Origin of the sequence: Microcoleus sp. S1D4, from assembly GCF_036700765.1 — a bacterium.
Lineage (GTDB): Bacteria > Cyanobacteriota > Cyanobacteriia > Cyanobacteriales > Microcoleaceae > Microcoleus.
In genome coordinates, this window is record NZ_JAUBPP010000043.1 from 1 (window position 1) to 25,867 (window position 25,867).

A 25,867-nucleotide genomic window follows, 5' to 3' on the forward strand; every position below is an offset into this window, starting at 1 on the left:
ATTTTAAATCACCCTAACCTCTCGTCAGTCCTATCCTATGGTACTCTTGCTGCTTAAAAACTGTCCGAAGTATTGATTGAAGAAATTCAAAAAAATATAAAGGCTCTGAATTATTGGCTCTTGATTCCTGTAGTAAGTGTCGTATAAACCCACGGTTAATTGTGACTTTAGTGGCTAAAAAAGACTATTACATTCTTGATTTTATGATTAAAGATATGTCATATTATACCATGCTGTGTCTAGATTGTGAACCTTCTTTTTTTACTGTTACCCCGATTTATTGAGCGGATACACTTGAGATATTGTCTACTAATTCTCATAAAAAATATAAATTAAAGTTAAAAGAGTTAGACTAAAAAAAGTGTGATGGCTTTGATTTTTGAAAACTACCCGTAAGATAATCACATCTACGGAATGTGGATAACCTGCAATCTGCTCCACTTAAGTCAAACGTTTAATTATAGAATAAAATTATTTTGCAAGAGACCTATTGTATATTCAGGGCGGGCATGATGCCCACCCCACAAGAGTTTTATTTTTTTGACATACAGTTTAAATGCCACAAAAACTTAGTTATTAGCTAACAGCTAACAGCCAACAGCTAACAGCTAACAGTCAACAGTCAACAGTCAACAATCAACAATTCCCATGTCTAAATATTATGTATTTTTTACCAGAAATGTCTTGCCGCAACCCAATATAGCAAGCTTAGTTCAAGTTGCACACTCTGCCAACGCTGCAGCAAATCTGGGTTATCCAGCAGTTTTGGTATACCTCCGCAAAGGCTTGAGTGCTTCAAACCCGGTTGATTTACTTTTTCCTTTTCAACCGAGAAAACCCGATGACAAACTTGCCAAAATCTACAATCTTGAGGAAAAATTAAAAGTAGCAGATTTGCCAGTGCCTCACCTCGATTTTTGGGACAACAAGTGGACGAATGCGAGTACCATAGTTTGTAAATATTATTTACCAATTCACCTGCTAAAATCAACTAAAATCGTCCACAGCCGCGACTGGAACTTTGTCAAAGCTGCTATTAAAAACGGAATTCCCGCTATCTACGAACAGCACCACCATGAAGACAAGAAATTTGCACCAGAAATTGTGAGCAATCCTCTATTTCAAATTGCTGTAACTGTTGCAGATACTGTTCGAGACAGCATGATTGAGAATGGGATGCTGCCAGAAAAAGTAATTACGCTGCACAACGGTTTTAACCATTTGTTTCTCGCGAGACAAGCAGCAGCAGCCGATAATTGGCGGCAGCAATTATTAGCAGGTGACAGGCAGCATTTAGCAGTTTATGCGGGGGGACTTTACCCGTTTAAAGGTGTCGATATGCTGGTGGATGTGGCCGAGGAATTGCCGGATGTTCAATTTGCGATCGCCGGTGGGGATTCATCCCAAGTCACAGCATACCGGAAATTAGCTAAAGAGAAGCAAGTTAACAACATTAATTTTCTCGGATACCTGCCTCAAAATCAACTGGCTAGCTTGTTGCAAGCTGCGGATGTTTTGACTCACCCTCACTGTTTGACAGAAGCCGCGACCTTCACGTCTCCTTTGAAGTTCTTCGATTATATGGCGTCGGGTACTGCGATCGTAGCGACGGAGATTGCATCTTTGATGGAATTTAAATCTGGAAATATTGCAGCAATTTGGTGCGAACCGGATAACCCGCAGCAGTTTGCACAAAGCATTCGAGATTGTTTGACCAAGTATCCGAGGCAGGTGGAAGGTTATGCAGAAACATTGAAATTTGTCAATCAATTTTCGTGGGAAAATCGGATTGAGAGGATTTTGAGTTATGTGGATGACGAAGTGCGATCGCAACTTATTAATTAGTTTTGTATAATTTTAAATTAGCTATTCCTAGCTCCGGCGGTTGAAACCGCGGCTAAACAAACAAAGTCCGCCTACGCGGACTCAGAGAGCAATGAACCCAAAAATCATCGGCACAATCACCACATACCCAGGGATGAGTCAAAGCGACTGGCTGTGGCAACAAACTCCCCACAACTTCGGTAAATGGGGAAATATTCAAATGCTTGCCAACCACCCAGAACCAGACTTTTTGCTCATGTATCAATTCGACTTTCCCCGACAACCAAAACAGCCATCGTGGATGGATAAAGTACGAAATTACAGGCACCTAAAACCAGAAAATGACATTCGATATAAATTACGCAACGTTCCCCAAGAACGGATTATTTATCTAATCAGAGAGCCGCCATTACCAGAAGTTATTGAAATTACCAAAACCAACTACGAACAAGCAAAAATTTATTGCGGTTACGTTTCTGGGCCCGATAATTTTGCACCAACACCTGATTATATGCCCGCGATTTGGTATCACTCTAACTCGTTTCGAGAACTGAATGAAATGCCTGCGCCGCCGAAAACTAAATTATGTTCTTGGATAACTTCAGGTGTTAGCCGCAGCGCCAACCACCGACAGCGATTAGATTTTATCAAATTGCTGCAACAACAAAAATTAGATTTTGACCTTTACGGGCGAAACTTGCCAACTTGGGCGCAGGGAAACGGCACTGTTAACAATAAATGGCACGCCGTCGCACCGTACTATTACAACTTAGCTATTGAGAATTATGCTGAAAACGATTTGTATGTCAGCGAAAAACTTTGGGATGCTTTGTTAGGTTGGTGTTTGCCAATTTATTACGGCGGTTCGGCGGATAAGTTGTTGCCTGCGGGGAGTTTTCTGCGGCTGCCGAGTTTGGATGAAAAAGGAGTACAATTTATTAAAGAGGTTGTGGCTAATGCGGATTATTGGCATGAAGCGAGGGAGAAAATTGCGGAAGCGAGGCAAATCATTCTCCACGAATTGAACTTGCTGAATTGGCTGTCTAATTTTGTATCTTAGGAAATAGGGCAATGACAGATAATTCGGCGGTTGAAACCGCAACTACACCAACAAAGTCCGCCTACGCGGACTAATAGATATGAATGGAATTTGCACGCTTGCCAACGACATAGTTTACGACCAACTAATTGCCTTGCTCAACAGTATTGAAGTTATCTTAGGCTCCCATACTCCTGTCTGTATTTATCCTTTCGACGACCAAATAGAGCAAATTAAAACTGAAATTGTTAACCGTCCCAACGTCTTTATTTATGAAGATAGCGCCTCAATTCAGCGATGGGACAAATTCATGGAAGCAGCCGCACCAGAGCGCTTGAATCGCCAAAAATTCCGGCTTTACGGCGCACACCGTCGTTTTTGCGCTTTCGACGGGCCGTTTGAGAAGTTTATCTATATGGATGCGGATACTTTAGTTATGAATTCCCTTGATGCGGTTTTTCAGAAGTTAGAGGAATCGGATTTTGTGGTTTATGATTTTCAATTTCTATTTCCAACTAAAGTATACAATATTCAGTCACCAAAACTGCTCGAAGTTTTTGAGCAAAATCGGATTGATTCGGAAATATTTTGTTCGGGATTTTACGCCAGCAAGCAAGGATTGTTTGAGCAAAATACTAGGGAATGGCTGTTAGCTCAACTGCAATCGGGCGAGGCGGAAATTCTCTATGCAGGTGCGGGAGAACAGCCGTTGCTCAATTATATGGTGATGAAAACGGGCCTGAAGAGCTATAATTTTGCTTGTAGCCTCCCGGATGGGGAGAAAACCGGGTGCAGCGTGACTTCCCAACATTTTGAAGAACGCGATAATAATATTTTGTACGACAAGGGAAACCGACTTACTTACATTCATTATATTGGCGTGCCACCGGATTTGATTCGGAGAGTTTGTGCGGGGGAAAATATTGAGTTTCCCTATGGCGATTTGTTTCTGCATTACCGCTATCTCCGGGAACCGGAAAAGCGTCCGGTTTTTACCCAAGCGCCTAAGTCTTATACTGAGGTTTCTCGGTCGAATTTGTTAACCAGGGTATTGAGAAGGTTGAGGATAAATGTTTGATTGTTAAACCGCAGAGGACGCAGAGAACGCTGAGAGAGAAGAGAGATGAGTTATTCTGATGTTAATGGATTTGATGTGAGTCGCGGTATTTATATTGTTGCTAATGATAGGGTGATGGAAAGCGCGATCGCCCTTATCGCAAGCATACGTCTGTACAATTGTCAAGTACCAATTTTTCTGATCCCGTTTGACGACAATTATCAGCAAGTCGCGGCCGCACTCAGCAGCCTCTACAAGGTGCGATTGTTCCCAAATCTGGAGTTTGTGGAACAGTTTACCAGAGAAATTGGCCAAACGTTCGATCGCACTTTTCTAGCCCTTCCCAACAAAATGCGGAAACTCTGCGCCTGGTTTGGCCCCCTCGACGAATTTTTGTACATCGATACCGATATCATCGTTTTTGAAGACATCGCAGCCAACTTAAACAAACTCTCAGAAGTAGACTTTTTTTGCTGCGACTATCACCACCTCAGCGAGAAACTGCGAAATGTATTTTCACCTGTCATAAAAGAACAGAATATATTTACCGACTCACAGCTTCAAGATGTCTTTAACAGCGGTTTTTGGGCTTCCAGAAAAGGAACTATTACCGAATCGCAAATGTACAATATTTTGCGAGAATGCGCGCAGCATCGAGAATATTTCGATTTTACTCAAAATGTCACAGACCAACCTATACTAAATTACATGATTCTTAAGTTAATTCCCAAGCGCTGCAATCTGGTAAAAACTTCAGCCGCAGAACCAGGAAGCTGGGCTGGTTCTAAACATTTTCAGGAAATAGATTACCTGCTTTATGACAAAGGCAAAAAGTTAAAATATCTGCACTGGGCTGGGATACCAATTAAATCGGGTAGTCCTTATTGGGAATTGTGGAAACATTATCGTTACCTTCATGAGGAAGAGGAAAAACCAAATTTAGTGCAAAAATTATTTCGTGTTTTAACTAGGTGAGGAGAAAATTATATGTTGTATCATTATCAACAAGGTTTGAAGAACAGGCATCTTGCCTGTTCCACAATCTATAAATTTTATTTCTTGTAGTGTGGGCATCTTGCCCGCACCTAAAAAGAAATATATATGCGCTGGGTTACTTATTAACTAAAAAACTATGACTGATGGCATTTATATTCTAGCAAACGATGTTGTTTTCGACCACTTAGTTGCTTTGTTAAACAGTCTCGAAGTCAATGGGGCAAAAGATATTCCCGTTTGTATTATTCCCTATGATGATAGGCTGAAAAAAGTGCGAGTAGAAATTGCAATTCGTTCTAATGTCACCCTCTTTGACAACACCGATTCAATTTATTTCTGGGAAGACTTTGCAACTCAAGCTTGGACATCTCACGCCAAAGCTCAAAAAGTTTGGCAAGCTAAAGGTTTGAAACCAGTTCACTGTTTGACGAGGCATCGGAAATTATGCTGTTTTGACGGGCCTTTTGACAAATTTGTATATTTTGACGCTGACACTCTGTTAATGGGTTCTCTGGATTACATTTATCACAAACTTGATGAATTTGATTGGGTAGCAAACGATTTTCAGTACAAATCCGACCTCAATTATGTGTTTGATTTATCATCAGATAAATTGCCACATATTTTCAATATAGACCAACTGCCATCTCATACTTTTTGTACAGGTTTATTTGCTTCAAAAAAAGAAATATTTAATAGAGAAAATTCTGTCCAACTGTTAGACAACTTAACATCAGGAGAAGCGGAAATTATGTGTTTGAGTGCATCTGACCAATCTTTATTGAACTATTTAGTAGCCCGCAGCAAAATCTCTTTTTATAACTTTGCGTATCATCAACCTGCACGGGTAACGGGCAATCATTGGTCTTCTAAATTTGATGTGATAGATTATGTTTTATACGACAAAGGACGGCGGCTGACTTACTTGCACTACATGAGCATTTCGGCTGCCAAGTTTACTCGATTGTGTGCTGGGGAAGATATTGAGATTCCCTACCGAGAGGTGTTTCTGCACTACCGCTATTTGAATTCGCCGGAAAAACTCCCAAATCTCGCGCCTCCCAATTTGTTGGTTCGTTTGGGTAGAAATTTCAAAAGTTGGGTAGTTAAAAAAATTAATAATATTATGTTTAAGTTGCGAAATTTTGGGATTGATGGTGATTAGTTTGATTGTTTTTTTGAACCGCAGATGTTTGCAGATTAACACTGATAAACGCTGATGGGTTTTTATCTGTGTGATTCGCGTTTGTCTGCGGTTTAAGAAGTTTATTGTTCAAATGAATCTAAATCGAGCGCTTGAGAACCTCCGCGTTCGAGTTCGATTAAAAGTTTGTTTAGCTGAGTCCAAACCAACCACGCGGTGAGTAGTGTGAGAGGTAAAGCTAGAGCATAAGAAAGTAATTTTGGGAAGCCAAAAATCTCCACTCCCGAAGCTAAAAATACGCAAATTCCCCCGGCCATTCCGATGAAAGGTATGGATAATTGCAACCTTGGCAGGTTAGCGAGAGTACGAGTAGAGCGATTTTTTGACCACTGCTGCACTGCTTGTTTGAGTGTTGCTTCAAAAGCTAAGCCTGATGCCATACCTGCTAGCAATCCAGCGCTCATTAAAAAATATGGAGGTTCGGGAAAATAATACACGAATAATTCCTTAGTTTTGGTAATGGAAAATTTGTCAGTAGTCAGTAGTCAGTAGTTAGTAGTTAGTAGTTAGTAGTTAGTAGTTAGTAGTTAGTAGTTAGAAGGAAATTATTTTCGCCTCTATTTTCTGCATTTTGAAATTTGCGTATTCGGGACTTTTTTGTGGTCAAAAAAGTTAACTGGTCATTAGTAGTTGTCTTTTGATTTATAACTAATGACCACCATTCGACTTGCTTCGGCTTCGCTCAGCACAAGTCGCTAATGACTAATGACTACTGACTAATGACTACTGACTAAAATCGAGTTAGGGCGGCTGTTCCTGCTGTGGAAAGCTCTGTTAAAGCGTCTTCGCTCAGCACAAGTCGCTAATGACTAATGACTACTGACTAATGACTACTGACTAAAATCGAGTTAGGGCGGCTGTTCCTGCTGTGGAAAGCTCTGTTAAAGCGTCTAGAGCAACGTTGAACAGGCGACTTGGTTGCAAGTCTTCTTTGACTAGGTTCCAAAGGCTGCTAACTTCTGCTGTGTGGAGGCGATCGTCTTCAATCAAAGCTAATATCAATTGGCGACGCAAAAACGATCCTTCTTCTGACAGCAAGAATTGTATGCCTAGTTGGGCGGTGGGTAGCAGGTCGAAACTGCGATCGGATCTGGCGATCGCGATCATGTCCTCTAATCTGTTCCACTGGAATTTGCCATCTTTGAATAATACCTCAATCAGGCGACGGCGCAATGCTGGAGATTCTCCGTTTAACAATCGGCGCGCTACGTAAGGATAGGCAACCTCGACTATCTTGAAATCGGGATTCAGCGTCAGGGCTAAACCTTCTTCTGTCACGAGAGAGCGAATGATTAAGGCAAATTTCGCGGGCACTCGGAAAGGATAATCGTACATCAATTCCGAAAACTGGTCTGTAATCGTCTTGAAGTTAAAATCTGACACCTTTTCGCCGACTATATCGCCGAGTACAGATTCTAGGGCCGGGACGATCGGCATAATGTCTGTGTCTGGCGTCAAAAAGCCGAGTTTGACAAAATCCTGGGCTAACTGTAAGTAATCTTTGTTGATTAAATGAACGACAGAATCAACTAAGCTTTCTTTGGTTGTTTCTTCCATCTGATCCATCATCCCAAAATCGATGTAAGCCATGCGGCCGTCCGCTAAGGCAAACAAATTTCCCGGATGGGGGTCAGCGTGAAAAAATCCGTGTTCTAGCAACTGCCGCAAACCGCTGCGGACTCCGACTTCAATTAAGCTATCGGTGTCCAAGCCTGCTGCTTTGACGCTTGCGATGTCTGTCAGTTTGATGCCGTCAATCCATTCTAGGGTGAGAACGCACGGTGAAGTATAGCGCCAGTAGATACTCGGAACTTTTACTGTGGGGTCGTCGGCAAAATTTGTGGCAAATTTTTCGGCGTTGCGACCTTCGTTGATATAGTCAATTTCCTCGAATAGTTTAATGCCGAATTCATCGACTATTAAAGAGAGGTCGTGGCCGAGATTGAGCGGCAGCAAGGGGGCTAACCATCCAGCGGCCCAGCGCATTAAGTAAAGGTCGAGGCTCAAGATTGGTAGCAAGTTGGGTCGCTGAACTTTGACGGCGACTGCTTCTCCGGTCATGAGACGGGCTTTGTATACTTGACCGAGACTGGCGGCGGCGACAGGTTCGGGGGAGATTTCGCTGTAGGTTTCGCTAATGGGGCGATCGAGTTCCGCTTCAATAATCTCGAAAGCGCGCACCGAATCAAAGGGTGGCAATTGATCCTGAAGTTTGATCAATTCTTCGAGAAAGTCTTTGCGGATCAAATCCGGTCTGGTAGAAAGGGCTTGGCCGACTTTAATGAAAGTGGGGCCCAAGCGAGTGAGTATTTGTCGTAGATGGGTGGCGCGTTCCGGCTGGTGTGCTGCGGCTTCGTGCTGCCAACTGTCCCACAGCATCCCCAGCACGAAGCCTGCAAAAGACCAAATAACGGTAATTGCTCGCCAAATTGCTTTCCAAGGACGTTTGCGGTAATACTTAGCGATCTCTTGTGGATCGTAGCGTCTAGCCTGAGTGAATTGATACTGAGGCACTCGTTTATTTTCCTCTTATTTTATGAAAATGGCAGGTTAAATTGAAAATTTGAAATCGGGCATCGGGCGTCGGGCATCGGGGATGGGAAGTTAAAAGTTATAAAATTAAAATTTTGTTTGCGTTTGACTTCTTCCTTTTTCCCTTTTCCTTGTTTCTTCTTCCTTGTCTATTGTTGACGGGAGCATCTCATTTTTGCATTTGTAGTAGTGCGATCGTCCCCGCTCGCGATCTTTGTCAAGCACGCCAGCGGGGACGATCGCACTGTAAAAAAACATCGTTTGTGCGAAAATGAGATGCTCCCATTGTTGACTCGCCCTAAAAAGTCGATTCCAAAATTTGAGACTTTAGTTGCTGCTTCGGTGATTTACCGAGTTGCAAGTAAATCTAAAATCTAAAATCTAAAATCTACTGACCGATCGCATCGCCAATTTTAGGCGATCGGAAGATGCACCCGTTCTAGGCGGATTGCCAGCCTAAATTTGTTTCTTTATCATTAATTAATGATAGTACGTGACATTACTCCGCCCTAAAAGGGCAAAGCTTCTAAACCTCACGATTTAGATTTTCTGGTTGTTTCCTTGCGGTTTTTCACCCACTATCTGGATCTGTAGTTACCCACATATCCCCGACGCTCTGATTGCCCAGACAGTTTCCTTTCCCGACCATCCATCGGTACAAATACAAACCAGTTTATATCGTTTGGAGGCCCCGGCCCCGGCCTGAATTTTACTCTCAAGATATCCGTTGTTTGCTCTCGGTATATACATTCTAGCACAAAGCCGTCCTACAAGGACGGGGTTTTAAACCCATTAATTTTGATAAAAGTACAAGCGATCGGTCAAAATACTTAATATATTTCTCTGACCGCTGCACCAGTACGGCACTGCAACCCTGCAATTTCTATATTTTGGGGCGTTTCTGTCGATCGGGCGATCGGGCCAAAGCTACCGGATGCTACCGGCTATGTGCCAAACAATCTTTGAGTCCATAAATCGCCCGCTCTTGTTGATCCCTCGAAAGTTCGGGAAACATCGGCAAAGACAAGACTTCGCGACAAACTTGCTCTGCCACAGGTAAATCACCGACGTGATAGCCCAAAGATTTGTAAACAGGTTGCAGGTGCAAGGGTAACGGATAGTAAACCATCGAACCGATGCCGGATTCCTGCAACCGATCCCGCACCGAGTCCCGGAAATTGCCAGAGGAGTTTGGCCGGTCTTCTTGACTTGTCAGCCGAATTGTGTATTGATTCCAAACTCCCTGAGCTGCTGGCAATTCCTTGGGGACAGCAACTCCGGGCACGCGGGAAAGAAATTCGTTATAAACGGCTGCTTTTTCGCGCCGCTGGGCATTCCAACTGTCGAGATACCGCAATTTAATGCTGAGAATCACCGCTTGCAGGGCATCTAAACGGCTGTTGTAGCCGATTTCTTCGTAGAAATACCTAGAAGACTGTCCGTGTTCTTTGAGCATTCTCATGGAAGCTGCGAGGGCTGCATCGTTTGTCGTCACCGCGCCGCCGTCACCGCAAGCGCCTAAGTTTTTGGTCGGATAAAAGCTGAAACAGCCGACATGGCCGATGCTGCCGACTTTTTGAGACTGCCACAGGGCCCCGACAGACTGGGCGCAATCTTCAATTACGGCTAAGTTATGCTTGGTGGCAATTTCCATCAACCGAGTCATGTCTGTGGGTTGACCGAAGATGTGCACGGGCATAATTGCCTTGGTTTTTTCGGTAATTGCCGCTTCGAGGAGTTCGACATCCAAATTAAAAGTCTCGCTGTCAATATCGACAAATACCGGAGTTGCACCGACGGCGCTAATTGTCTCAGCCGAAGCAAAAAAAGTAAAAGGAGTGGTAATCACTTCATCGCCAGGGCCAATTTTGAGAGCTCGCAAGGCCAAAATCAGCGCATCCGTGCCCGAGTTGCAGCCAACGCAGTCGGAAACGCCGGTGTAGTCGGCGAATTCTAGTTCAAAACTTTTCACGGCGGGGCCGCCTATGTAGCCGCCAGAGGCGAGCACTTTTTGCACCGCAGCGGTTATTTCCTCGCCGATCTGGGCGTACTGCTGGCTTAAGTCGAGGGGGGGAACTTTATTCACTCTTCACACCAAAAATTTCAACCATTATCACAGCAAATTCTTGCAGCAAAACTGTTTTTGAGAAACGTTTCTTCAAATATTTTATAGTTGGAGGGGCAAACAATCACTCGATCGAAAGAGAGCGCCGATGTTAATTCAGCTAGAGTTTACTGATTTGGGTTGGGCTTTGGGGATGGTGGCGATCGCGATCGGGCTTTCGGCGTGGCAGGGATTGGGATTGGAGGGGGCGATCGCGATCGCGGCGGGCCGCACCCTGATCCAGCTAATCCTAGTCGGCTACGTGCTGGCCGTCGTATTTGCCCCGGAGGGAAAAAATCCTTGGGTGGTTTTAGCAGTTTTAGCAATCATGCTGACAACAGCTAGCACGGTGGCTAGCAACCGCATCAGCAAAAAAATCAAGCACTTACTACCGTTAGTATCGGGTTCGATTTTGATTAGCACGGCCTTGACTTTGGGCTATACAAACTTGCTAATTTTGCAACCTGACCCCTGGTACGAACCGCAGTATTTGATTCCCCTAGCGGGGATGATTTTGGGCAATGCGATGAACTCTGGGGCGATCGCCGGTGAAAGACTTGTCAGTACAGTTAACAGCAGCCAGTTAGAAATAGAAACCCATTTAAGTTTAGGTTCCACACCGCAGCAAGCAGTAAAACAGTACCGCAAAGATGCCATCAAAGCGGGATTAATCCCCACATTAAATACAATGACCGTCGTAGGAATTGTGACATTGCCGGGAATGATGACAGGTCAAATGCTCAGCGGTGTCAGCCCGATAGATGCAGCATCTTACCAAATTTTGATTATGTTGGTGTTAGCGCTGGCAACTTTAATCGCAACTCTGTTGTTGACTGAGGGATTGTCCCGCAGTTTTTTTAATCAAGATGCACAGTTGATAAAATGATAATTGGGAATTGGGCATTGGGCATTGACCAAACAGGGAATTGGCCCGCGCAGGGTATTGGGAATTGGTCAAACAGGTCATTGGCCAAACAGGTCATTGGGTATTTGGCATTGGGAATTGGGAATTGGCCAAACAGGTCATTGGGCATTGGGAATATAATATGGGTAGGAACTTGCATTTGCCCTTATTTTATCTAACAGGCAAGATGCAGTTCCACAAAGAGTGAGTTTATTTTGTGGGGTGGGCTTCTAGCCCGCCCGGCCATAATTCAGGAGAAATAGCCATGATTCAAATAGCAACTAAAACGCTAACTTTTGAAGAATTTGCGGAATGGAAGCCAGAAAATGCACGTTATGAACTGCACAATGGAGAGATTGTTGAAATGTCACAGCCATTAGGAGAACATGAAGAAGTTATCGGTTTTTTAGCAAAAAAATTGACCGTGGAATTCGATCGCCTAAACCTGCCGTACTTCATCCCCAAACAAGCATTAGTTAAACCACTGGAAAACCAATCAGCTTATTCGCCGGACATTCCGATCTTAAATCGCCCAAATTTAGCATCAGAACCTCTGTGGCAAAAGTTTTCAACTGTGACTCAAGGAGCCTCAATTCCGCTTGTTGTTGAAGTAGTTAGTACCAACTGGCAAGATGACTACATCAAAAAAGTAGGCGAATACGAACTAATCGGGATTCCTGAATACTGGATTGTGGATTATCTCGGTTTGGGCGGCCTCCGGTTTATTGGCAATCCCAAACAACCAACGATATCGGTTTATCGGTTGGTTGACGGCGAATATGAGGTGAGTTTGTTTCGGGGAAGCGATCGGATTGAGTCTCCAACTTTTCCCGAGTTTAAATTAACGGCACAACAAGTTTTTCAAGCTGGATTGATTGCGGAGTAACTCAGGAATAATCAAATCCAGTCAACAGTTAACAGTCAACAGTCAACAGTCAACAGTCAACAATTCCCCCTGAGTGCAACCGGAATTGATATAACCCTACAATATGTTCAAATCCGGGCTACTTCGGTTCGTGACTCGCAATCCGCTTGCCTTCGCCATTGTACACCTGCATCGGAATTTTGGCGTTTTCGGCGATCGCCTCCAAAGCTTTTTGCAACGTTTCAACGTGCTTTTCCACAGCTTGACGAGTCTTCAGAGCCTTCTTGTTTTCCGCTTGGATGAAAGTTTGTTGCAGTTTCTGTACGTAATCGGAAGTCATCTGCACCGCAATCAAATCTTTGCTAACAGTATAGTCGCAAATCTTCGGCTTACCTTTGCAAGTTTTATCTAAATCCGCCCGCGCTTTTTGCAGATTCCTTTCTTCCTTCAACTTTACTTCTGCTTGCTCCAAGGATTTTGTGTAGGAATCAATCAGTGGTTTGGCTTTCTGGGAATAAGCAGTGGCCGCCGGAACTTGCTCGGCATAACTCAAAGCTCTCCGCCAGTATTCCGATGCCTTAAACCATTCATTTTTCCCCTCAAAAATCATCGCTTCCGCTGCTAAACTCACTGCTTGAGTGTAGCCGTTTTCCGAAATTCCTTCAACATTTTTGCGCTCGCGAGCTTGGGAAAGCTTCGTTTCGTATCTCGGAACTAGCAATTTACCTTGTTGGTAAGATTGCGTATTGCTGGGAATTTCTGATATTATATCCAGGGCTTTTTCCCAACCAGCTTGCACTTGAATCCAACTTTCGGCTGTCTGAGCTACTGCTTCGCGAGCTTCTGCTATTTGGGCCGTATTTTTGGCTTCGATCAAGGTTTTTTGGGCTTGTTTTTCTGTTCCTAATTCCTTGTTTCCTGTGGCTAAATTCTTCCGATATTCCTTGGCTTTTTTCTGAGCGTAGGGATAAACAGGGCTGTCTTGGGGGATTTCTCCGAGTTGGGCGATCGCGCTTTGCCACAGAGCTTGCGCTTCCTGCCAATTCTCGGCAGAATAAGGAGGATTTCCGGTTTTCCTGGCTGCTGACTCCGCGAGGCGCGCGCCATCGATCGCAGAGTTTACATTCTGACTTTGCTGGCGGTATTTTTCCAGGGCGGTTTGAGCTTCGCCGCGATGAATTGACCAAGCTGGAATCGGTTCCAAAAGGGCGATCGCCCCTTTTAACTGTTCCTGCGCTTCTTCGGGGCTGTTAGCAACCTTTGAAGTTTTCAGCGTCCTGATCGAATTGTCGCTCAACTGTTTAGCATTAGCTAGTGCAGGGCATTCTCCCATGACACAGGGGCGGCTCAACAGGTAATAACCCCCTGCCAAAATTATCGCCGCCAAGCTGACAATTCCTGCCGCCGCCAGCAGCACCCACGGTGAATGCTTGGGTGTTTGAGAAACTGTTACCGCTTCCATATCTAGCGAATTGAAGGGATTTTCTGCAAAATCTCCCGGAATTGTAGCTACCTTAAAGGCGATCGGCTCGGAATTGTTGGAACTCTCAGACAAATCAGGAAAATCTTCATCATCTCCCTGCTCTTTAATATCTGTTTCTAACAGCATTTCCTCCGCTGCATCCGCCGTCTCTGCCGCATTTGTTGCTAGCACAATCCCCGTTTCTACTGCGGGTATTTCCTCGACTTTCTTTCGCACTTCCACTGTTCTGGGTCTTGACAAAACAGGGTTGTGCATAGTAAAAGAATGGAAAGCATAGGGCTGTTTTTGTCCGGTAATTTTTAGGCAAAGTCCAATCTGTTCAATAGATTCTGGTTCTATTTCTAGAATAGCCGCTTCTAGCACCGTAAAAGTCGGTTTTGCTTTGATAACTACACTTCGCGGGTGTTCTCCGACAACCGTTAAAGAGTCATCTCTAAAATCGCAACTGATATAAAGCGGTAATTTTTTTAATCCGGCTGCTTGTAAGTGCTTCTGCAACTTGACTTCTAGAATTTGTGCCTTGCTTTGTCGTGCTGCTACTGTCATACTTTGTTCCTCTTTCTGCTCTCACCACTGGCGATTTTAGATTCTTCGACTTTGCTCAGAACAAGTTTTAGATTTGAGAGTTAAGATTTTAGATTGCGATTTCGGATTGTGAAATTGCGAAATTGTCGGTAGTTCCGATTTGTTTGAACTTGTACCGACTCCTTCAAATCTCAACTCTCAAATCTCTACTCTCAAATCTTAACTCTTAAGTCTCAAGTTGCAACTCTTTTCCATAGGTTTCGCTGTAATAAACTTGAGTCACATCAAAACGCCCACCGTATTGTTTGAAAGGTTCTGCTGCATAACCAAGCGGTAGCAAACAACAAACATCTACTTGTTCTGGAATTTCAAAAGCTTCTTTCACCTTAGCGCTGACAAAACCTTCCATCGGACAACTATCTACTCCAAAGCTTTTAGCTGCAATCATTAAGTGAGCTACTGCGAGCATTGTATGTCTGTTTGTCCAAGTTTCTACAGAGTCGAAACAGGGACGGTTCTCGAATAATTGCGGGATTGCTTGGCGCATATAACCGGCTAAATTGTCATTCATTGCACCTGCGGCTTTGCCCAATTCGATGACGGCTTCGGTGTTTTCGGGCTCGGCGGCGCGCCGATCGCCACAACAGATTAACACGATTGGGGCTTCTACCACTTGGCGCTGGTCGAAGGCGCAAGTTTTTAATTTTTCTTTGCTGGCTTGGTCTTCAAGTACGATAAACCGCCAAGGCTGCAAGTTGTAACCGGAGGGCGATCGCACTCCCAAGCGCAAAATTTCTGCCAATATAGCTGGGGGAATTCGATCGGGCTTGAAACTGCGCGCGGCCCGTCGGCTTTCGATCGCAGTTTTAACATTAATTGAGGGTTGGATTTCAATAGTCATGGATAATTCTAATTGGTAATTGGGCATTGGGCATTGGGCAGTAGTCAGTAGTTAGTAGTTAGTAGTCAGTAGTTAGTAGTCAGTAGTTAGTTGTTAGTTGTCATTGGGAATGGGAATGGGAATTAACTAATGACTGTTGACTGTTGGCTGTTGGCTGTTGACTGTTGGCTAATAACAACTAACCAATAACAACTAACAACTGCCAACTAACCAATAACAACTGCCAACTGCCAACTGCCAACTAACAACTAACAACTGCCAACTGCCAACTGCCAACTGACTTACCCCAAACCCAACTCGCGCTTGAGCAAATTAATTGACTTAGAGCCGATGTAATTTTCAGAGCATATCAGTTGCGGGGGACGAATAATATCCTCTCGGGCAGCGTTAATAGCCGCTTTTACTGTAGCAAAGCTCGGTTGGTCGCAGAAAATTGTTCTCGCCGATCGCACGATCGAGTTAATCTTATAGGCATCCGACAGCAAAGCCGTCATCACCAGCAAATCCTCGCCCCGGATGCTGTGGATGATCACTTCAGTCGATCGCAACATTCCCGGGCTCAAGCTGACTAAACCCAAATAACTGTCTTTCGGCAAACCCGTCACAAGCTGGATTTCCTGGCCGTAGTCGTAGATGTCTACGGGAATGACTCGCACCGAACGGGGTGCTGCGATGGATTCTGCTTGTCCGATAAAATAGCGACTCGTGATTACAGTTCCCGAAGAGATTTGATCGATAAAAGTAGCCAACTCTTCCATCGCCACCAACTGTATAGGAATCCGCAAAGCTTGTTCGAGTTCTTTCGCCATCAGCTCGCCCACGCCAATGTCTTCTGCGGGGGCTGTGACGACGACTCGGGCGCTGCACCTGAGCCGCCAGTCAATTTCGGCCAGAAATAATTCCCTGGCTTGGTTGAGCGTACAGCCCTGTCCCAGCAGTTGATCCATACTTTCTTGCACTATTCGGTTAGCAAGCGGGTATTCATTGAGGATCGGGGATTTGAGTTTACTGCCGCCTTCGTGGCCTTGAGCACGGACGTAAATCCCCGATCCGGCTTGGGCCTCTACAAGTCCGGTATTTTCGAGCTGTCGGTAGACTTTGCTGATGGTGTTGCGGTGCAAACCAGTCTGCATGGCTAGTTGTCTGGTGCTCGGCAAGCGGTGTCCGGGCGGAAACTGGCGCGAGGCGATCGCAAACCTAATTTGATTGAATAGTTGTGTGGATGCAGGGATCTCGCTATCTGTTTGAATATGAAATTGAACCATATTAAAGGCTCCGAGGACTTCAACTTAGTATTTTTATAACGTCGAGTACCGCGCCTGGGATTGCTTGGAGTTCTCTGCGTGTGTATAGCATAATCTGATTTGTTGACAACTGTTACTGTTGTTTTGCTTGGCTGGCGATCGGGCTTAAGAGGCGATCGCCAGCCAAGCATCCCCAATTCCCCTCAACAATCAGGTACTTTCAAGTGTTAGCAGTAGGGTGCGTCAGACAAGATAATTCTCAATTGGACACTCCCAATCTCACAACTGACGCACCATTCATTCCGGGCCTGCATCAGTCGCGAAATTGTGATTTTTTAGCGAAAATTTTACGCTGCTGACGCACCATACTTCACTACATTTAATCTCCGACTATTTTCATCTCCCTTGCTGTTTTCCTGCCCGTCAGGAAATAAGTCTGCATTTTTCCTTTACCTTTAATCTCGATCTCACCCCGGTCTTCAAATTCATATTTATCGTGCAGCAAGTTATAAGTATAGTGGCTGACTTGAATGCGGCCCGGTATGCCGTGAGATTCCATGCGGCTGGCTGTATTTACCGCATTTCCCCACAAATCGTAAATGAATTTTTTAGTGCCGATTACCCCCGCCACCACCGGGCCGCTATTAATCCCGATGCGGATCTCAAAATTAGCCTCTAGCTTCACATTTAATTCCTGAATTGCTACTAGCATATCCAGTGCCATTTCGGCGATCGCCTCTGCGTGGTCTGGGCGTTCAATCGGAATACCGCCCGCTATCATGTAAGCGTCCCCGATCGTTTTGATTTTCTCTAACCCGTGCTTCTCGCTGAGTTGGTCGAAAATCGAGAAAATTTCATTCAGCAAGTATACTAATTGAGTGGCGGGCATAGTGGTAGAAATTTGGGTAAAATTCACCAAGTCAGCAAAAAGAATTGTTGCTTTTTCAAACTTGTCTGCAATCACTCCCGGTTTGTACTTCAACCTGTCGGCGATCGGTTCTGGCAAAATATTTAGCAGTAAATCCTCTGTTTTTTTCTGTTGTTTCCTGAGTGCCGATTGCATCTGCTTGCGCTTAGTGATGTCGTGAAAAAATACAGAAATGCCGTCATGACTGGGAAAAGCCCGGACTTCCAACCACAATTTTAAGGGACGATAATATTTTTCAAAATTCACTCCCACTTGTTTGGCTACAGCTTGATGACACTCTTCATAAAATACCGAACTTATTAAATCGGGAAACTCTTCCCAAAAAGTTTTACCAAAAAGTTCTTCCGGTACGCGCTGCAAAAATTGCGAGGCTTTGTAATTGACGTAAGTAAACCGCCACTGGAGATCTAGAGCAAAAAAAGCATCGCTCATTCCTTCTAAAAAATTGACAATTTGCTCGTCAGTAGACCGGAGTTTTGCTTCAACTTGTTTTTCCCGGCTCTGGGCGCGCTTTAATTTAGCATAATTAATTCGCAACTCCATTTGGTTAATAATTTGCCTTCCTAACGTCCGCAGCGCTTCTAATTGTTCTGGAGTGAGCTGGCGCGGAATTGTATCTATCGCGCACAAAGTGCCGATCGGGAAACCATCAGAAGTTACTAGCGGCGCTCCAGCATAAAACCGAATATTGGGATTGGCAGTTACTAACGGATTCCCCGCAAAGCGATCGTCTTCTAGAGCATTGGGTATAACTAACAATTCATTGGGATTTAAAATAGCGTGAGCGCAAAATGCTAACTCTCTAGGAGTTTCTGAGGCGTCCAAACCGACTTTTGATTTAAACCACTGTCGGTTAGCGTCTATTAAGCTGACTAAAGCAATAGGAGTGCCGCAAATGTAGGATGCTAAAGCTGTTAAGTCATCAAAAGCTTCGTCGGCATCTGTATCGAGAATCTGGTAGCGGTGAAGTGCTTTTAGTCTCTCTTCTTCGTTGCTGGGCAAAGGTGCAACTTGCATCGGCGGCGGCGAGGATATACGGTTGCGAAAAATCCGCCCAAGTCTCCGCGATGCAAATTTTTGGACTTGCGCTGCTAGTTTTTCAACCAACATCAAAATACCTGTTTGCCAAGCTTTGTTCATCTTACTTTATTTTTTTATAGCCTGTTGGAACTGTGGACGATCGCCCGCTTTGCGATCTATCCCTACATACTTACCGCAACTAACTCCTCAATTTCCTGAGCTTTCGCTGGTAATTTCCCTGTTAATACTTCTCTACCCTCTTCGGTAACAAGTATATCATCTTCAATGCGTATGCCCCGGACGTCCGCGAATTTTTCCAACTCGTCCCAATTTACAAATTCTTTATATTTGGCGCGATTTTCAGAGTTATTCAAAATTGCCGGCACTTGATAAAAACCAGGTTCGATCGATACCAGCATTCCCGATCGCAAAACACGATTCAGCCGCAAAAAACCCAACCCAAACCGACTGCTTCTCGCTCTTCCTGCTGCATAGCTAGCCAAATCGCCCAAATCTTCCATATCGTGAACATCCAAGCCGATTAAATGCCCGATGCCGTGCACAAAAAACAGCGCGTGAGCATCCATTTCTACCAAATCTTCAACATTCCCCTGCAAAATACCCAAATCCACCAATCCTGCCGCCATAATTCGAGCAGCTAACAGGTGAATATCTTGATATTCCACCCCCGGACTAATTTTATCAATACAAGCATCGTGCGCTGCCAAAACCACATCATAAATTGCTCTTTGAGTTGGCGAAAACTTGCCCGAAACAGGCCAAGTGCGAGTCACATCTGCCGCCCATCCCATTGACGATTCGGCACCGACATCTGCTAGCAGCAAATCTCCTGTTTGTAGCGGATTGTGATAGTGTTCGCTGTGCAGAACTTCGCCCTGTACCGTGACGATACTGGGATAGGCATAGGTCATGTTTTCCGAGATGATGACACTTTCCATTGCAGCGCGCACCCCGGCTTCAATTCGAGCATTTCCTGTGGCCGCCATGCCCGCTTTGTGTGCTGCTACGGTGACAGCAGCAGCTTGACGCAATTCGACCAAACTGGCTGCATCGTGGCTCAGGCGCAGCGATATGACTGCCTGAGTTAATTCTAGATCGATGCCGGTTGGCGATTTGGACGGTGCAAGGGGGCGATCGAGAATTTGTGACTGTTGCAACAGAGTCAAGCTATCCTGAAGGGCGATCGTGGCGGCATTTGTGGAACGCGCTTTTAATTCAGTCATGGGGAAAGCAGCATCAGCCCCAATTAATTCAGCAATTTCTGCACGTTTCGGCATTTCTCCATGCCAAAGAGTGCTGCTAGGATCTGCATCATCTAAGAACAATTCTAATTTGCCAGATTCTAAGCGAATGGCAGCATTTTCTAACTGCAAACCTGCAAAATATAGAAAGTGACTGCTGGCGCGAAAAGGAAAAGTCAGCGCCGGATAATTGCGAGGAATACTGCGCCCAGACCAAAGAATTACCGGAAAATTAATTAAACTGGCAAGTTTTTGCCGCCGTTGGTGTAAAATATCTTTTAACATATCATCAGTCTTGGTAATGGTCATGGCTAACAGCAGATTATTTTGATTTTTGTTGGTAGTAAGGACTTCAGTCCTTTAATTCTAGCTCTTAAAATAAATAAAGTCTTGACTTCAAACTTAGCAGTCATTTGGAAAAAAGTCTAATCTTTATATTATTTCTTGCTATCATCTTGTTCGCAGTGTTTTCGATCGCATTTGCGATCGCCACAGACGGAAATTTGTTGAGAACAAATCTTGCCAGACAGCAAGGCCACAAAGGCTGAAAGTGTTGCGCGGCAAGTAATTAACATTCCCTGTAGCAACAGGGCGATCGACCAAATTAGTCGATCGGGTTTTTGTAGATGTTGTAACAAGAGCGATCGCATCTATTGACGGCTTGATATTTTCGACTTTAAAGTATAAGTAAATTCCCTGAAAATAAGATGAAAATTCCTCACAAAGCTCCTAAAAATTCCGTACAAATACGGGATTGGCCGATCGAACACTTGCCGGGATTGAGCAATGAAAACCAGTCTCAACTAGAACAATGCGGCATCACCACAACCGCGCAATTAATTCGGATGACGAAAACACCGGCTGCGAAAGCATTATTAGCACATCAATTACACATTAACATTCTATCAGTTAATAAATGGGTAGCGATGGCAGAGCTGGCTCGGATTCCCAGTGTCGGCTGTGAGTATTGCGGGCTGTTGCTGCACGCCGGCGTTGCTTCTGCCGCTCAATTAGCTCAAATGCCCGTGGAGAGGTTGCACCAACAAATCCTGAGACTGCACGTAGCGACAATGCAGCGCAATGATTTGACTCCTTCGGTCGATCGCGTGCAACAATGGATTCAACAAGCTAAATTAGTCAAGAGTCATTAGTTAGTTGACAGGAAAGCAGTTGACAGGAAAGCAGGAAAGCAGTTGGCAGTTGACAGGAAAGCAGTTGGCAGGAAAGCAGTTGACAGTTGTTAGTTTTATAGAAACCCCCAAGACGTTTAAGACGTTCTTAATTACTAAAAAAATAAGCTGTTATATTGCTTCCCTGCTATATCACCAAAGCCTTCTGACTTCTTCTATCCGTTAAATCCGTTACATAATCCGCTGCCAATCTTCCCTCTTCCCTCTTCCCTCTTCCTTCTTCCTTCTTCCCTCTTCCTTCTTCCTTCTTCCCTCTTCCTTCTTAATATATGTCAATTCAAGTTTACGGAATTCCAAACTGCGGAACCTGCAAAAAAGCTTTGCAGTGGCTCAAAGATAACAGCATCAATTACGAGTTCATTAACACAAAAGAACAGCCACCAACTCGCGAAACAATTGAAAAATGGGTGACAACTTTAGGCTTTAAACCAATGCGAAATACCTCCGGTCAATCTTATCGTGCTTTGGGCGACGACAAGAAAGACTGGACTGGTGAAGAATGGGTGGAAGCTTTTGCTAAGGATGCGATGCTGCTGAAACGTCCGCTGTTTGTGAAAGATGGAACTGCTGTTTTAGTAGGTTTTAAAGAAGATGTAATTAGAGAAAAACTTGGGCATTAAATGAGCTTAATTTAGCTGTTTTTGCGCCGCATAAACTTAAGTAATTGGACAGAATTAATTACACACTGATTTTTTGCTGATTCTTTACTAGACAAGGCTTGTAGCCCAGAGTTTTGTGTAATTAATTGTGTCTTACTACTTAATCTCTCCCAGGTCGTCCGTGAAACCCCAGCGCTCCTAAAATGGTATCATTTTAGGCAAACAATTAAGAGAAAAACTCTCCACGGCTTGCAATTCGGGATGATTGAAAACTGCATCCATCAACACCGCGCCCAATCCCGTGTTTCTGTGTGTCGGCTTGACAATCACATCAAAAACCATCGCCCTGTACACAAAATCGGTGATGACGCGGGTAATGCCAATTAGCCTATCGCCCTCATCGACCAGACCAATGATAACATCAGTAGCGGCGAGCATTTTCACCACATCCTCCCGCCTCCGCTTGTCGCACCAAAACTCGTTTTTGTACAAATCCATCAAGTCAGAAACCTGCTTTTCCGTCAAAGTCTCGACAATTCGATACTTAGCAATATTATCGATCATACCATTGTTCTAAAGATGTGCTATGGATGAAGTCTTAGCCGCGAGCATCTTGCTTTGCATTATAGTGCGTAATAACTCACAAGTTATACAATAGGCAAGTCCTTACAGCAATATAATAAAAAAAATGCTTTTTGCAAAATACCAGATGTTCCCCTCCTAGCGCCCCCAAAGCATCGATGAGGTTGGGAGATGGTGATATGTAGCGCTACTTTATAAAATTGCTATAAGCCGACAAAACAGGCGTAGAAATTGGCACAAATCAAAAAAATGCCCAACTTGAAAAAGTTAGGCGCTTTCCACTCTTGAAAATCCCGCTATAATTCAATACGGTTCACTGAAGATAGATTCCCCCTCATATCAATTCCGGTTGCACTCATACATGATTTAACTGTTAACAGTCAACAGTCAACAGTTAACAGTCAACAGTCAACAATCAACAGTTAATTTACTATTCCGATGAAGAAAGGATTTGATATAACCCCCTTAAAAAGGGGGACAAGAATGCCCTCTTGCGTCCCCCGACTATCCGGGGGATGCAGCAATAAATCTCGGGGGCACAAATATGTTAAGTGAACCGTATTGCGCTATAATTAATCGCTGTTACGAGACAAGAGATTTGATTCAACTTTCACAGCATAAGTCGGTACAACCTGATTAATTGCCGATTGCAACATGGGAGTTTTTGTGACAGAATCGTTTGCTAAGTTAAACAAAGGATTAGACAAAATTCCAGCCAACGTTGTCGCAACCAAGGTAAGTACGACGCTGACTTGCAAAGGCCGCATTCCCTGAAGGTTCCAGCGAACTTCGGGATAGTTTTTAACCGCATCCGACATCTCTTGAGGTTCTTTTACTACCATCATTTTGACGACGCGGATGTAGTAGTAAATCGAAATTACGCTGGTAATTAATCCCAGGATAACTAAGCCGTAAAGTCCAGCTTGCCAGCCTGCCCAGAACAGATAGATTTTGCCGAAGAATCCTGCTAGGGGGGGAATTCCGCCGAGAGAAAGCAGGCAAATACTTAATGCTAAAGTTAGCAGCGGGTCTTTTTGATACAAGCCTGAGTATTCGCTGATTTGGTCGGTTCCTGTCCGCAGGGAGAAGAGGATGATGCAGGCGAATGCGCCTAGGTTCATAAACAGGTAGATCAACAGATAAAATATCATGCTGGAGTAACCGGCTTCGGTTCCTGCAATCAAACCAATCATTACAAAACCGGCTTGGGCGATCGACGAATAAGCCAAAAGCCGCTTCATGCTAGTCTGGGCGAGGGCAACTACATTGCCCAACACCATGCTGAGTATGGCTAAGGCTGTGAATATGAATTGCCACTGCGGCGTAAGTGCGGGGAAAGCTGTTGTTAACAAGCGGATTGCTAGGGCAAAACCGGCGGCTTTGGAACCGACAGAAAGGAAGGCGACAACTGGTGTGGGCGAACCTTCATAAACGTCCGGTGTCCATTGGTGAAAGGGAACTGCGGAGATTTTGAAGGCGATTCCGGCGATCGCAAAAACCAAAGCAATTACCAAACCGAGAGATTGACCGTCATTAACAGTAGAAAGGTTGGCCGCGATCGCATTTAGCGTAGTTTGGCCACCAGACAACCCGTACAGCAGCGAAATACCGTAGAGAAACACCGCCGAAGAAGATGCACCAATTAACAAATATTTCAAAGCAGCTTCATTGGAACGCGGGTCGCGTTTTGTGTAACCCGTCAGCAAATAAGACGAGATACTCAGAGTTTCCAACGAAATAAAAATCATCACCAATTCATTAGCGCCGGAAAGGAACATTCCCCCCAAAGTAGCGCTGAGCAAAATGCAGATAAATTCCGCTAAAGCAGTACCCGTTTGCAGTACGTAGCGGACGGATATCAAAATAGTGACAGCCGTCGTCAAAGCGATAATTCCGCGAAATACCAAACTCAAGGCATCGCTGTTAAAACCGCCCAGAAACGAGATCGTATTAACGTTGTCCCACTGCAAACACAAAGCAGCAACGGCGGCTAGCAAACCCGCAACGGCCACGTAGGGAGTCCAACTAGAGGAACTGCGGCCTACGATTAAATCGCCTACGAGAACCACCAGGAGGGTGACGATGATAATTCCCTCCGGCAAGATAGTTCCAGCATTTAGCTGGGCGGCAAGAGTAGCAAAATCCATATTTTCACGCAGGTTGGTTAGTACAAGCCGAAATGGCTGTAAAGGGCAGCGAATTCGTAAAAATTCTTTACCAAACACCGATTGTAGCGGATTACAGCTTTGCCAGCTTAGTTGGGCGGGTGTTTGTTGCTGTTGAGTCGGCGGGGAGTCTGCCACAAAAGCGATCGCACTGCGGAAAAATCGCCATTGCGGCCGATCGGGCAAATTTTTTTTCCTTCACCCCTTGACACCGAGGCAACGTAAGGCGTTTAGGATTGATTGGCGATCGACTCTGAACAGAAAGGACGAAAGGTATGCAACCTGCAACGGGCTGACTGTCGCTTTTTCAAGGGTAACGGAGGGCGATCGCCAAGACTGCTGATGCCGCTAGCGCTGCTGCCGATCGAATGTGATTCCAGATTGTCCAGTTAACAAGGTAGCTGGCCCACAGCCTCGCGCCCTCAGCACTGCCTGGATCGACTTTTGCCAGCGCATCGTTCAGCGGTACATTACAGGCGATCGTCACTCCCACCGTACCGACGAGATACAACAAGCTACCGATCAGCAAATAGATAGCACCTGTTTGAGGCCATTTGAATGAGGAGAAAGCCAGAAAAATGCAAGCCGCAGCCGTTCCAAAAAGCGCCGTCATAAACAATGGATTGATGACTGCAATATTGATCGATTGCATGGCCGCAATCCCCTGCGCCGGCGGGAGTCGGCCAAGGGCGTTCATCACGAAGGTTGAGAAGGCGAAAAAGACTCCGGCTATCAGGCCACAGCCCAGTACCGCGAAAAGTTTCAATATCAAAAGCGACTGGTGAGGAATTGTCATAAAGCCTCTTTTCTCGTGCGATGCTTCTGTACCAGAGCAAGTTATTGAGCTAACTGTCTTTACTGCGGTGCGATCGCCCTTTGATTCTCCCAATCTGCTCGGTTGAGGCGGTAAACAAAGCAGTCATCGTCGCCAAACCGTCGCGGTTCCACAAATTGGAAACCAAAACGTTCGTAGAAACGGTGGGCGCGGGTATTGTTCGCAAGCGGATCGATCGTTACAGCCGTCACAGCAGAGTCGGCGAAACATCGATTAAGTGCAAGCTGCATCATTTGTGTTCCGTAGCCTTTGCTCAATTCTTTCTCCTCTCCGATCCAGATGTCAATAGCGCGGAGATTCGCAGCAACATCATCACCCCAGTAGTGACTCTCCTCAAGTGCCGGATCGATAATTTGGATAAATCCGATCGGGCGATTGTCGATTTGAGCAATCAATTGCTCCCTCCAGTCGGGAGTGCGATCGAGTTCTATCTCCCAACCCCAATCATCGTTCGGATCTGAGACAATTATGTGAGGTTGCTCGTCCCAGCGTCGCAATAAATTTAAATCTGCAGGGGTAGCGGGGCGTAAATTTATCAGAAAATTGGGTCGAAAACCCCGTCCTTCTAGGACGGCTTTATATTTACCAGAGACATACTCGTCACTAAA

23 protein-coding genes are annotated in these 25,867 nt (G+C 44.8%); 10 read left to right on the forward strand and 13 right to left on the reverse strand.

Annotation, left to right across the window (positions count from 1 at the left end; translation table 11 throughout):
- Positions 1 to 648 precede the first annotated feature (648 nt).
- The 5 genes from QT998_RS26410 (at position 649) to QT998_RS26430 (ending at position 6,081) form a co-directional block, all read left to right on the forward strand.
- Complete coding sequence (locus tag QT998_RS26410) at positions 649 to 1,845, forward strand: glycosyltransferase family 4 protein (protein ID WP_333118762.1); 1,197 nt, start codon at positions 649 to 651, stop codon at positions 1,843 to 1,845.
- A gap of 91 nt (positions 1,846 to 1,936) precedes the next feature.
- Positions 1,937 to 2,884, forward strand: coding sequence for a glycosyltransferase family 10 domain-containing protein (locus tag QT998_RS26415; protein ID WP_333118760.1), 948 nt, complete (start codon positions 1,937 to 1,939; stop codon positions 2,882 to 2,884).
- 79 nt (positions 2,885 to 2,963) lie between these two features.
- Positions 2,964 to 3,941 carry an Npun_R2821/Npun_R2822 family protein gene (locus tag QT998_RS26420; protein ID WP_333118758.1) on the forward strand — a complete coding sequence of 326 codons (978 nt, stop codon included), beginning with the start codon at positions 2,964 to 2,966 and terminating at the stop codon, positions 3,939 to 3,941.
- Positions 3,942 to 4,016: 75 nt separating this feature from the next.
- Entirely contained in the window at positions 4,017 to 4,895 is an 879-nt protein-coding gene (locus QT998_RS26425) for an Npun_R2821/Npun_R2822 family protein (RefSeq protein ID WP_333092564.1), read from the forward strand.
- Positions 4,896 to 5,052: 157 nt separating this feature from the next.
- Positions 5,053 to 6,081, forward strand: a complete 1,029-nt coding sequence (locus QT998_RS26430) for an Npun_R2821/Npun_R2822 family protein (protein ID WP_333092558.1) — start codon at positions 5,053 to 5,055, stop codon at positions 6,079 to 6,081.
- A gap of 101 nt (positions 6,082 to 6,182) precedes the next feature.
- On the opposite strand, the gene QT998_RS26435 is transcribed toward QT998_RS26430, so the two are convergent.
- The 3 genes from QT998_RS26435 to QT998_RS26445 form a co-directional block, all read right to left on the reverse strand.
- Positions 6,183 to 6,524, reverse strand: coding sequence for a hypothetical protein (locus QT998_RS26435; RefSeq protein WP_228042488.1), 342 nt, complete (start codon positions 6,522 to 6,524; stop codon positions 6,183 to 6,185).
- 433 nt (positions 6,525 to 6,957) lie between these two features.
- On the reverse strand, positions 6,958 to 8,634 hold the full coding sequence (locus QT998_RS26440; RefSeq protein ID WP_333092555.1) for an ABC1 kinase family protein: 1,677 nt from the start codon (positions 8,632 to 8,634) through the stop codon (positions 6,958 to 6,960).
- Positions 8,635 to 9,589: 955 nt separating this feature from the next.
- Positions 9,590 to 10,738, reverse strand: coding sequence for a DegT/DnrJ/EryC1/StrS family aminotransferase (locus tag QT998_RS26445; protein ID WP_333118756.1), 1,149 nt, complete (start codon positions 10,736 to 10,738; stop codon positions 9,590 to 9,592).
- Positions 10,739 to 10,865: 127 nt separating this feature from the next.
- Between QT998_RS26445 and QT998_RS26450 the strand changes: the two genes are divergently transcribed.
- Both QT998_RS26450 and QT998_RS26455 read left to right on the forward strand, forming a co-directional pair.
- Complete coding sequence (locus tag QT998_RS26450; RefSeq protein WP_333118755.1) at positions 10,866 to 11,642, forward strand: ABC transporter permease; 777 nt, start codon at positions 10,866 to 10,868, stop codon at positions 11,640 to 11,642.
- A 283-nt stretch (positions 11,643 to 11,925) separates the two neighbouring features.
- Positions 11,926 to 12,546 (forward strand): Uma2 family endonuclease, encoded by a 621-nt coding sequence (locus tag QT998_RS26455; RefSeq protein ID WP_333118753.1) that lies wholly within the window; start codon positions 11,926 to 11,928, stop codon positions 12,544 to 12,546.
- Between the two features lie 118 nt (positions 12,547 to 12,664).
- Here QT998_RS26455 and QT998_RS26460 read toward each other — a convergent pair whose 3' ends face one another.
- The 6 genes from QT998_RS26460 to QT998_RS26485 all read right to left on the reverse strand — a co-directional run bounded on the left by QT998_RS26460 (position 12,665) and on the right by QT998_RS26485 (position 20,538).
- The gene (locus QT998_RS26460) at positions 12,665 to 14,554 is read right to left on the reverse strand and encodes a hypothetical protein (protein ID WP_333118751.1); all 1,890 of its coding nucleotides are present in this window, start codon (positions 14,552 to 14,554) and stop codon (positions 12,665 to 12,667) included.
- A 205-nt stretch (positions 14,555 to 14,759) separates the two neighbouring features.
- Positions 14,760 to 15,434: a nitroreductase family protein gene (locus QT998_RS26465; RefSeq protein ID WP_333092547.1), complete on the reverse strand. Its 675-nt coding sequence runs from the start codon at positions 15,432 to 15,434 to the stop codon at positions 14,760 to 14,762.
- Positions 15,435 to 15,715: 281 nt separating this feature from the next.
- The gene (locus QT998_RS26470; protein WP_333092546.1) at positions 15,716 to 16,699 is read right to left on the reverse strand and encodes a GntR family transcriptional regulator; all 984 of its coding nucleotides are present in this window, start codon (positions 16,697 to 16,699) and stop codon (positions 15,716 to 15,718) included.
- Between the two features lie 358 nt (positions 16,700 to 17,057).
- Entirely contained in the window at positions 17,058 to 18,623 is a 1,566-nt protein-coding gene (locus QT998_RS26475) for an adenylate/guanylate cyclase domain-containing protein (RefSeq protein WP_442922004.1), read from the reverse strand.
- Positions 18,624 to 18,808: 185 nt separating this feature from the next.
- On the reverse strand, positions 18,809 to 20,197 hold the full coding sequence (locus QT998_RS26480) for an aminopeptidase P family protein (RefSeq protein WP_333118743.1): 1,389 nt from the start codon (positions 20,195 to 20,197) through the stop codon (positions 18,809 to 18,811).
- 128 nt (positions 20,198 to 20,325) lie between these two features.
- A complete protein-coding gene (locus QT998_RS26485) occupies positions 20,326 to 20,538 on the reverse strand; it encodes a hypothetical protein (RefSeq protein ID WP_333092543.1) in 213 nt (70 codons plus the stop codon).
- Between the two features lie 57 nt (positions 20,539 to 20,595).
- Between QT998_RS26485 and QT998_RS26490 the strand changes: the two genes are divergently transcribed.
- Both QT998_RS26490 and QT998_RS26495 read left to right on the forward strand, forming a co-directional pair.
- The gene (locus QT998_RS26490) at positions 20,596 to 21,039 is read left to right on the forward strand and encodes a DUF4332 domain-containing protein (protein WP_333092542.1); all 444 of its coding nucleotides are present in this window, start codon (positions 20,596 to 20,598) and stop codon (positions 21,037 to 21,039) included.
- 308 nt (positions 21,040 to 21,347) lie between these two features.
- Positions 21,348 to 21,698: a Spx/MgsR family RNA polymerase-binding regulatory protein gene (locus tag QT998_RS26495; protein WP_333092541.1), complete on the forward strand. Its 351-nt coding sequence runs from the start codon at positions 21,348 to 21,350 to the stop codon at positions 21,696 to 21,698.
- A 177-nt stretch (positions 21,699 to 21,875) separates the two neighbouring features.
- On the opposite strand, the gene QT998_RS26500 is transcribed toward QT998_RS26495, so the two are convergent.
- Positions 21,876 to 22,241, reverse strand: a complete 366-nt coding sequence (locus QT998_RS26500; RefSeq protein WP_333118740.1) for a GNAT family N-acetyltransferase — start codon at positions 22,239 to 22,241, stop codon at positions 21,876 to 21,878.
- 590 nt (positions 22,242 to 22,831) lie between these two features.
- Entirely contained in the window at positions 22,832 to 24,406 is a 1,575-nt protein-coding gene (locus tag QT998_RS26505) for an NAD(P)H-quinone oxidoreductase subunit N (RefSeq protein ID WP_333092539.1), read from the reverse strand.
- A 32-nt stretch (positions 24,407 to 24,438) separates the two neighbouring features.
- On the opposite strand from QT998_RS26505, the gene QT998_RS26510 reads away from it, so the two are divergent.
- Positions 24,439 to 24,633 (forward strand): hypothetical protein, encoded by a 195-nt coding sequence (locus QT998_RS26510; RefSeq protein WP_333092538.1) that lies wholly within the window; start codon positions 24,439 to 24,441, stop codon positions 24,631 to 24,633.
- 98 nt (positions 24,634 to 24,731) lie between these two features.
- Here the strand turns inward: QT998_RS26510 and QT998_RS26515 are convergent, their stop codons facing one another.
- Positions 24,732 to 25,076, reverse strand: a complete 345-nt coding sequence (locus QT998_RS26515; protein ID WP_333118737.1) for an anthrone oxygenase family protein — start codon at positions 25,074 to 25,076, stop codon at positions 24,732 to 24,734.
- Positions 25,077 to 25,279: 203 nt separating this feature from the next.
- A partial coding sequence (locus QT998_RS26520; protein ID WP_333118734.1) for a GNAT family N-acetyltransferase occupies positions 25,280 to 25,867 on the reverse strand: 588 nt, incomplete at its 5' end.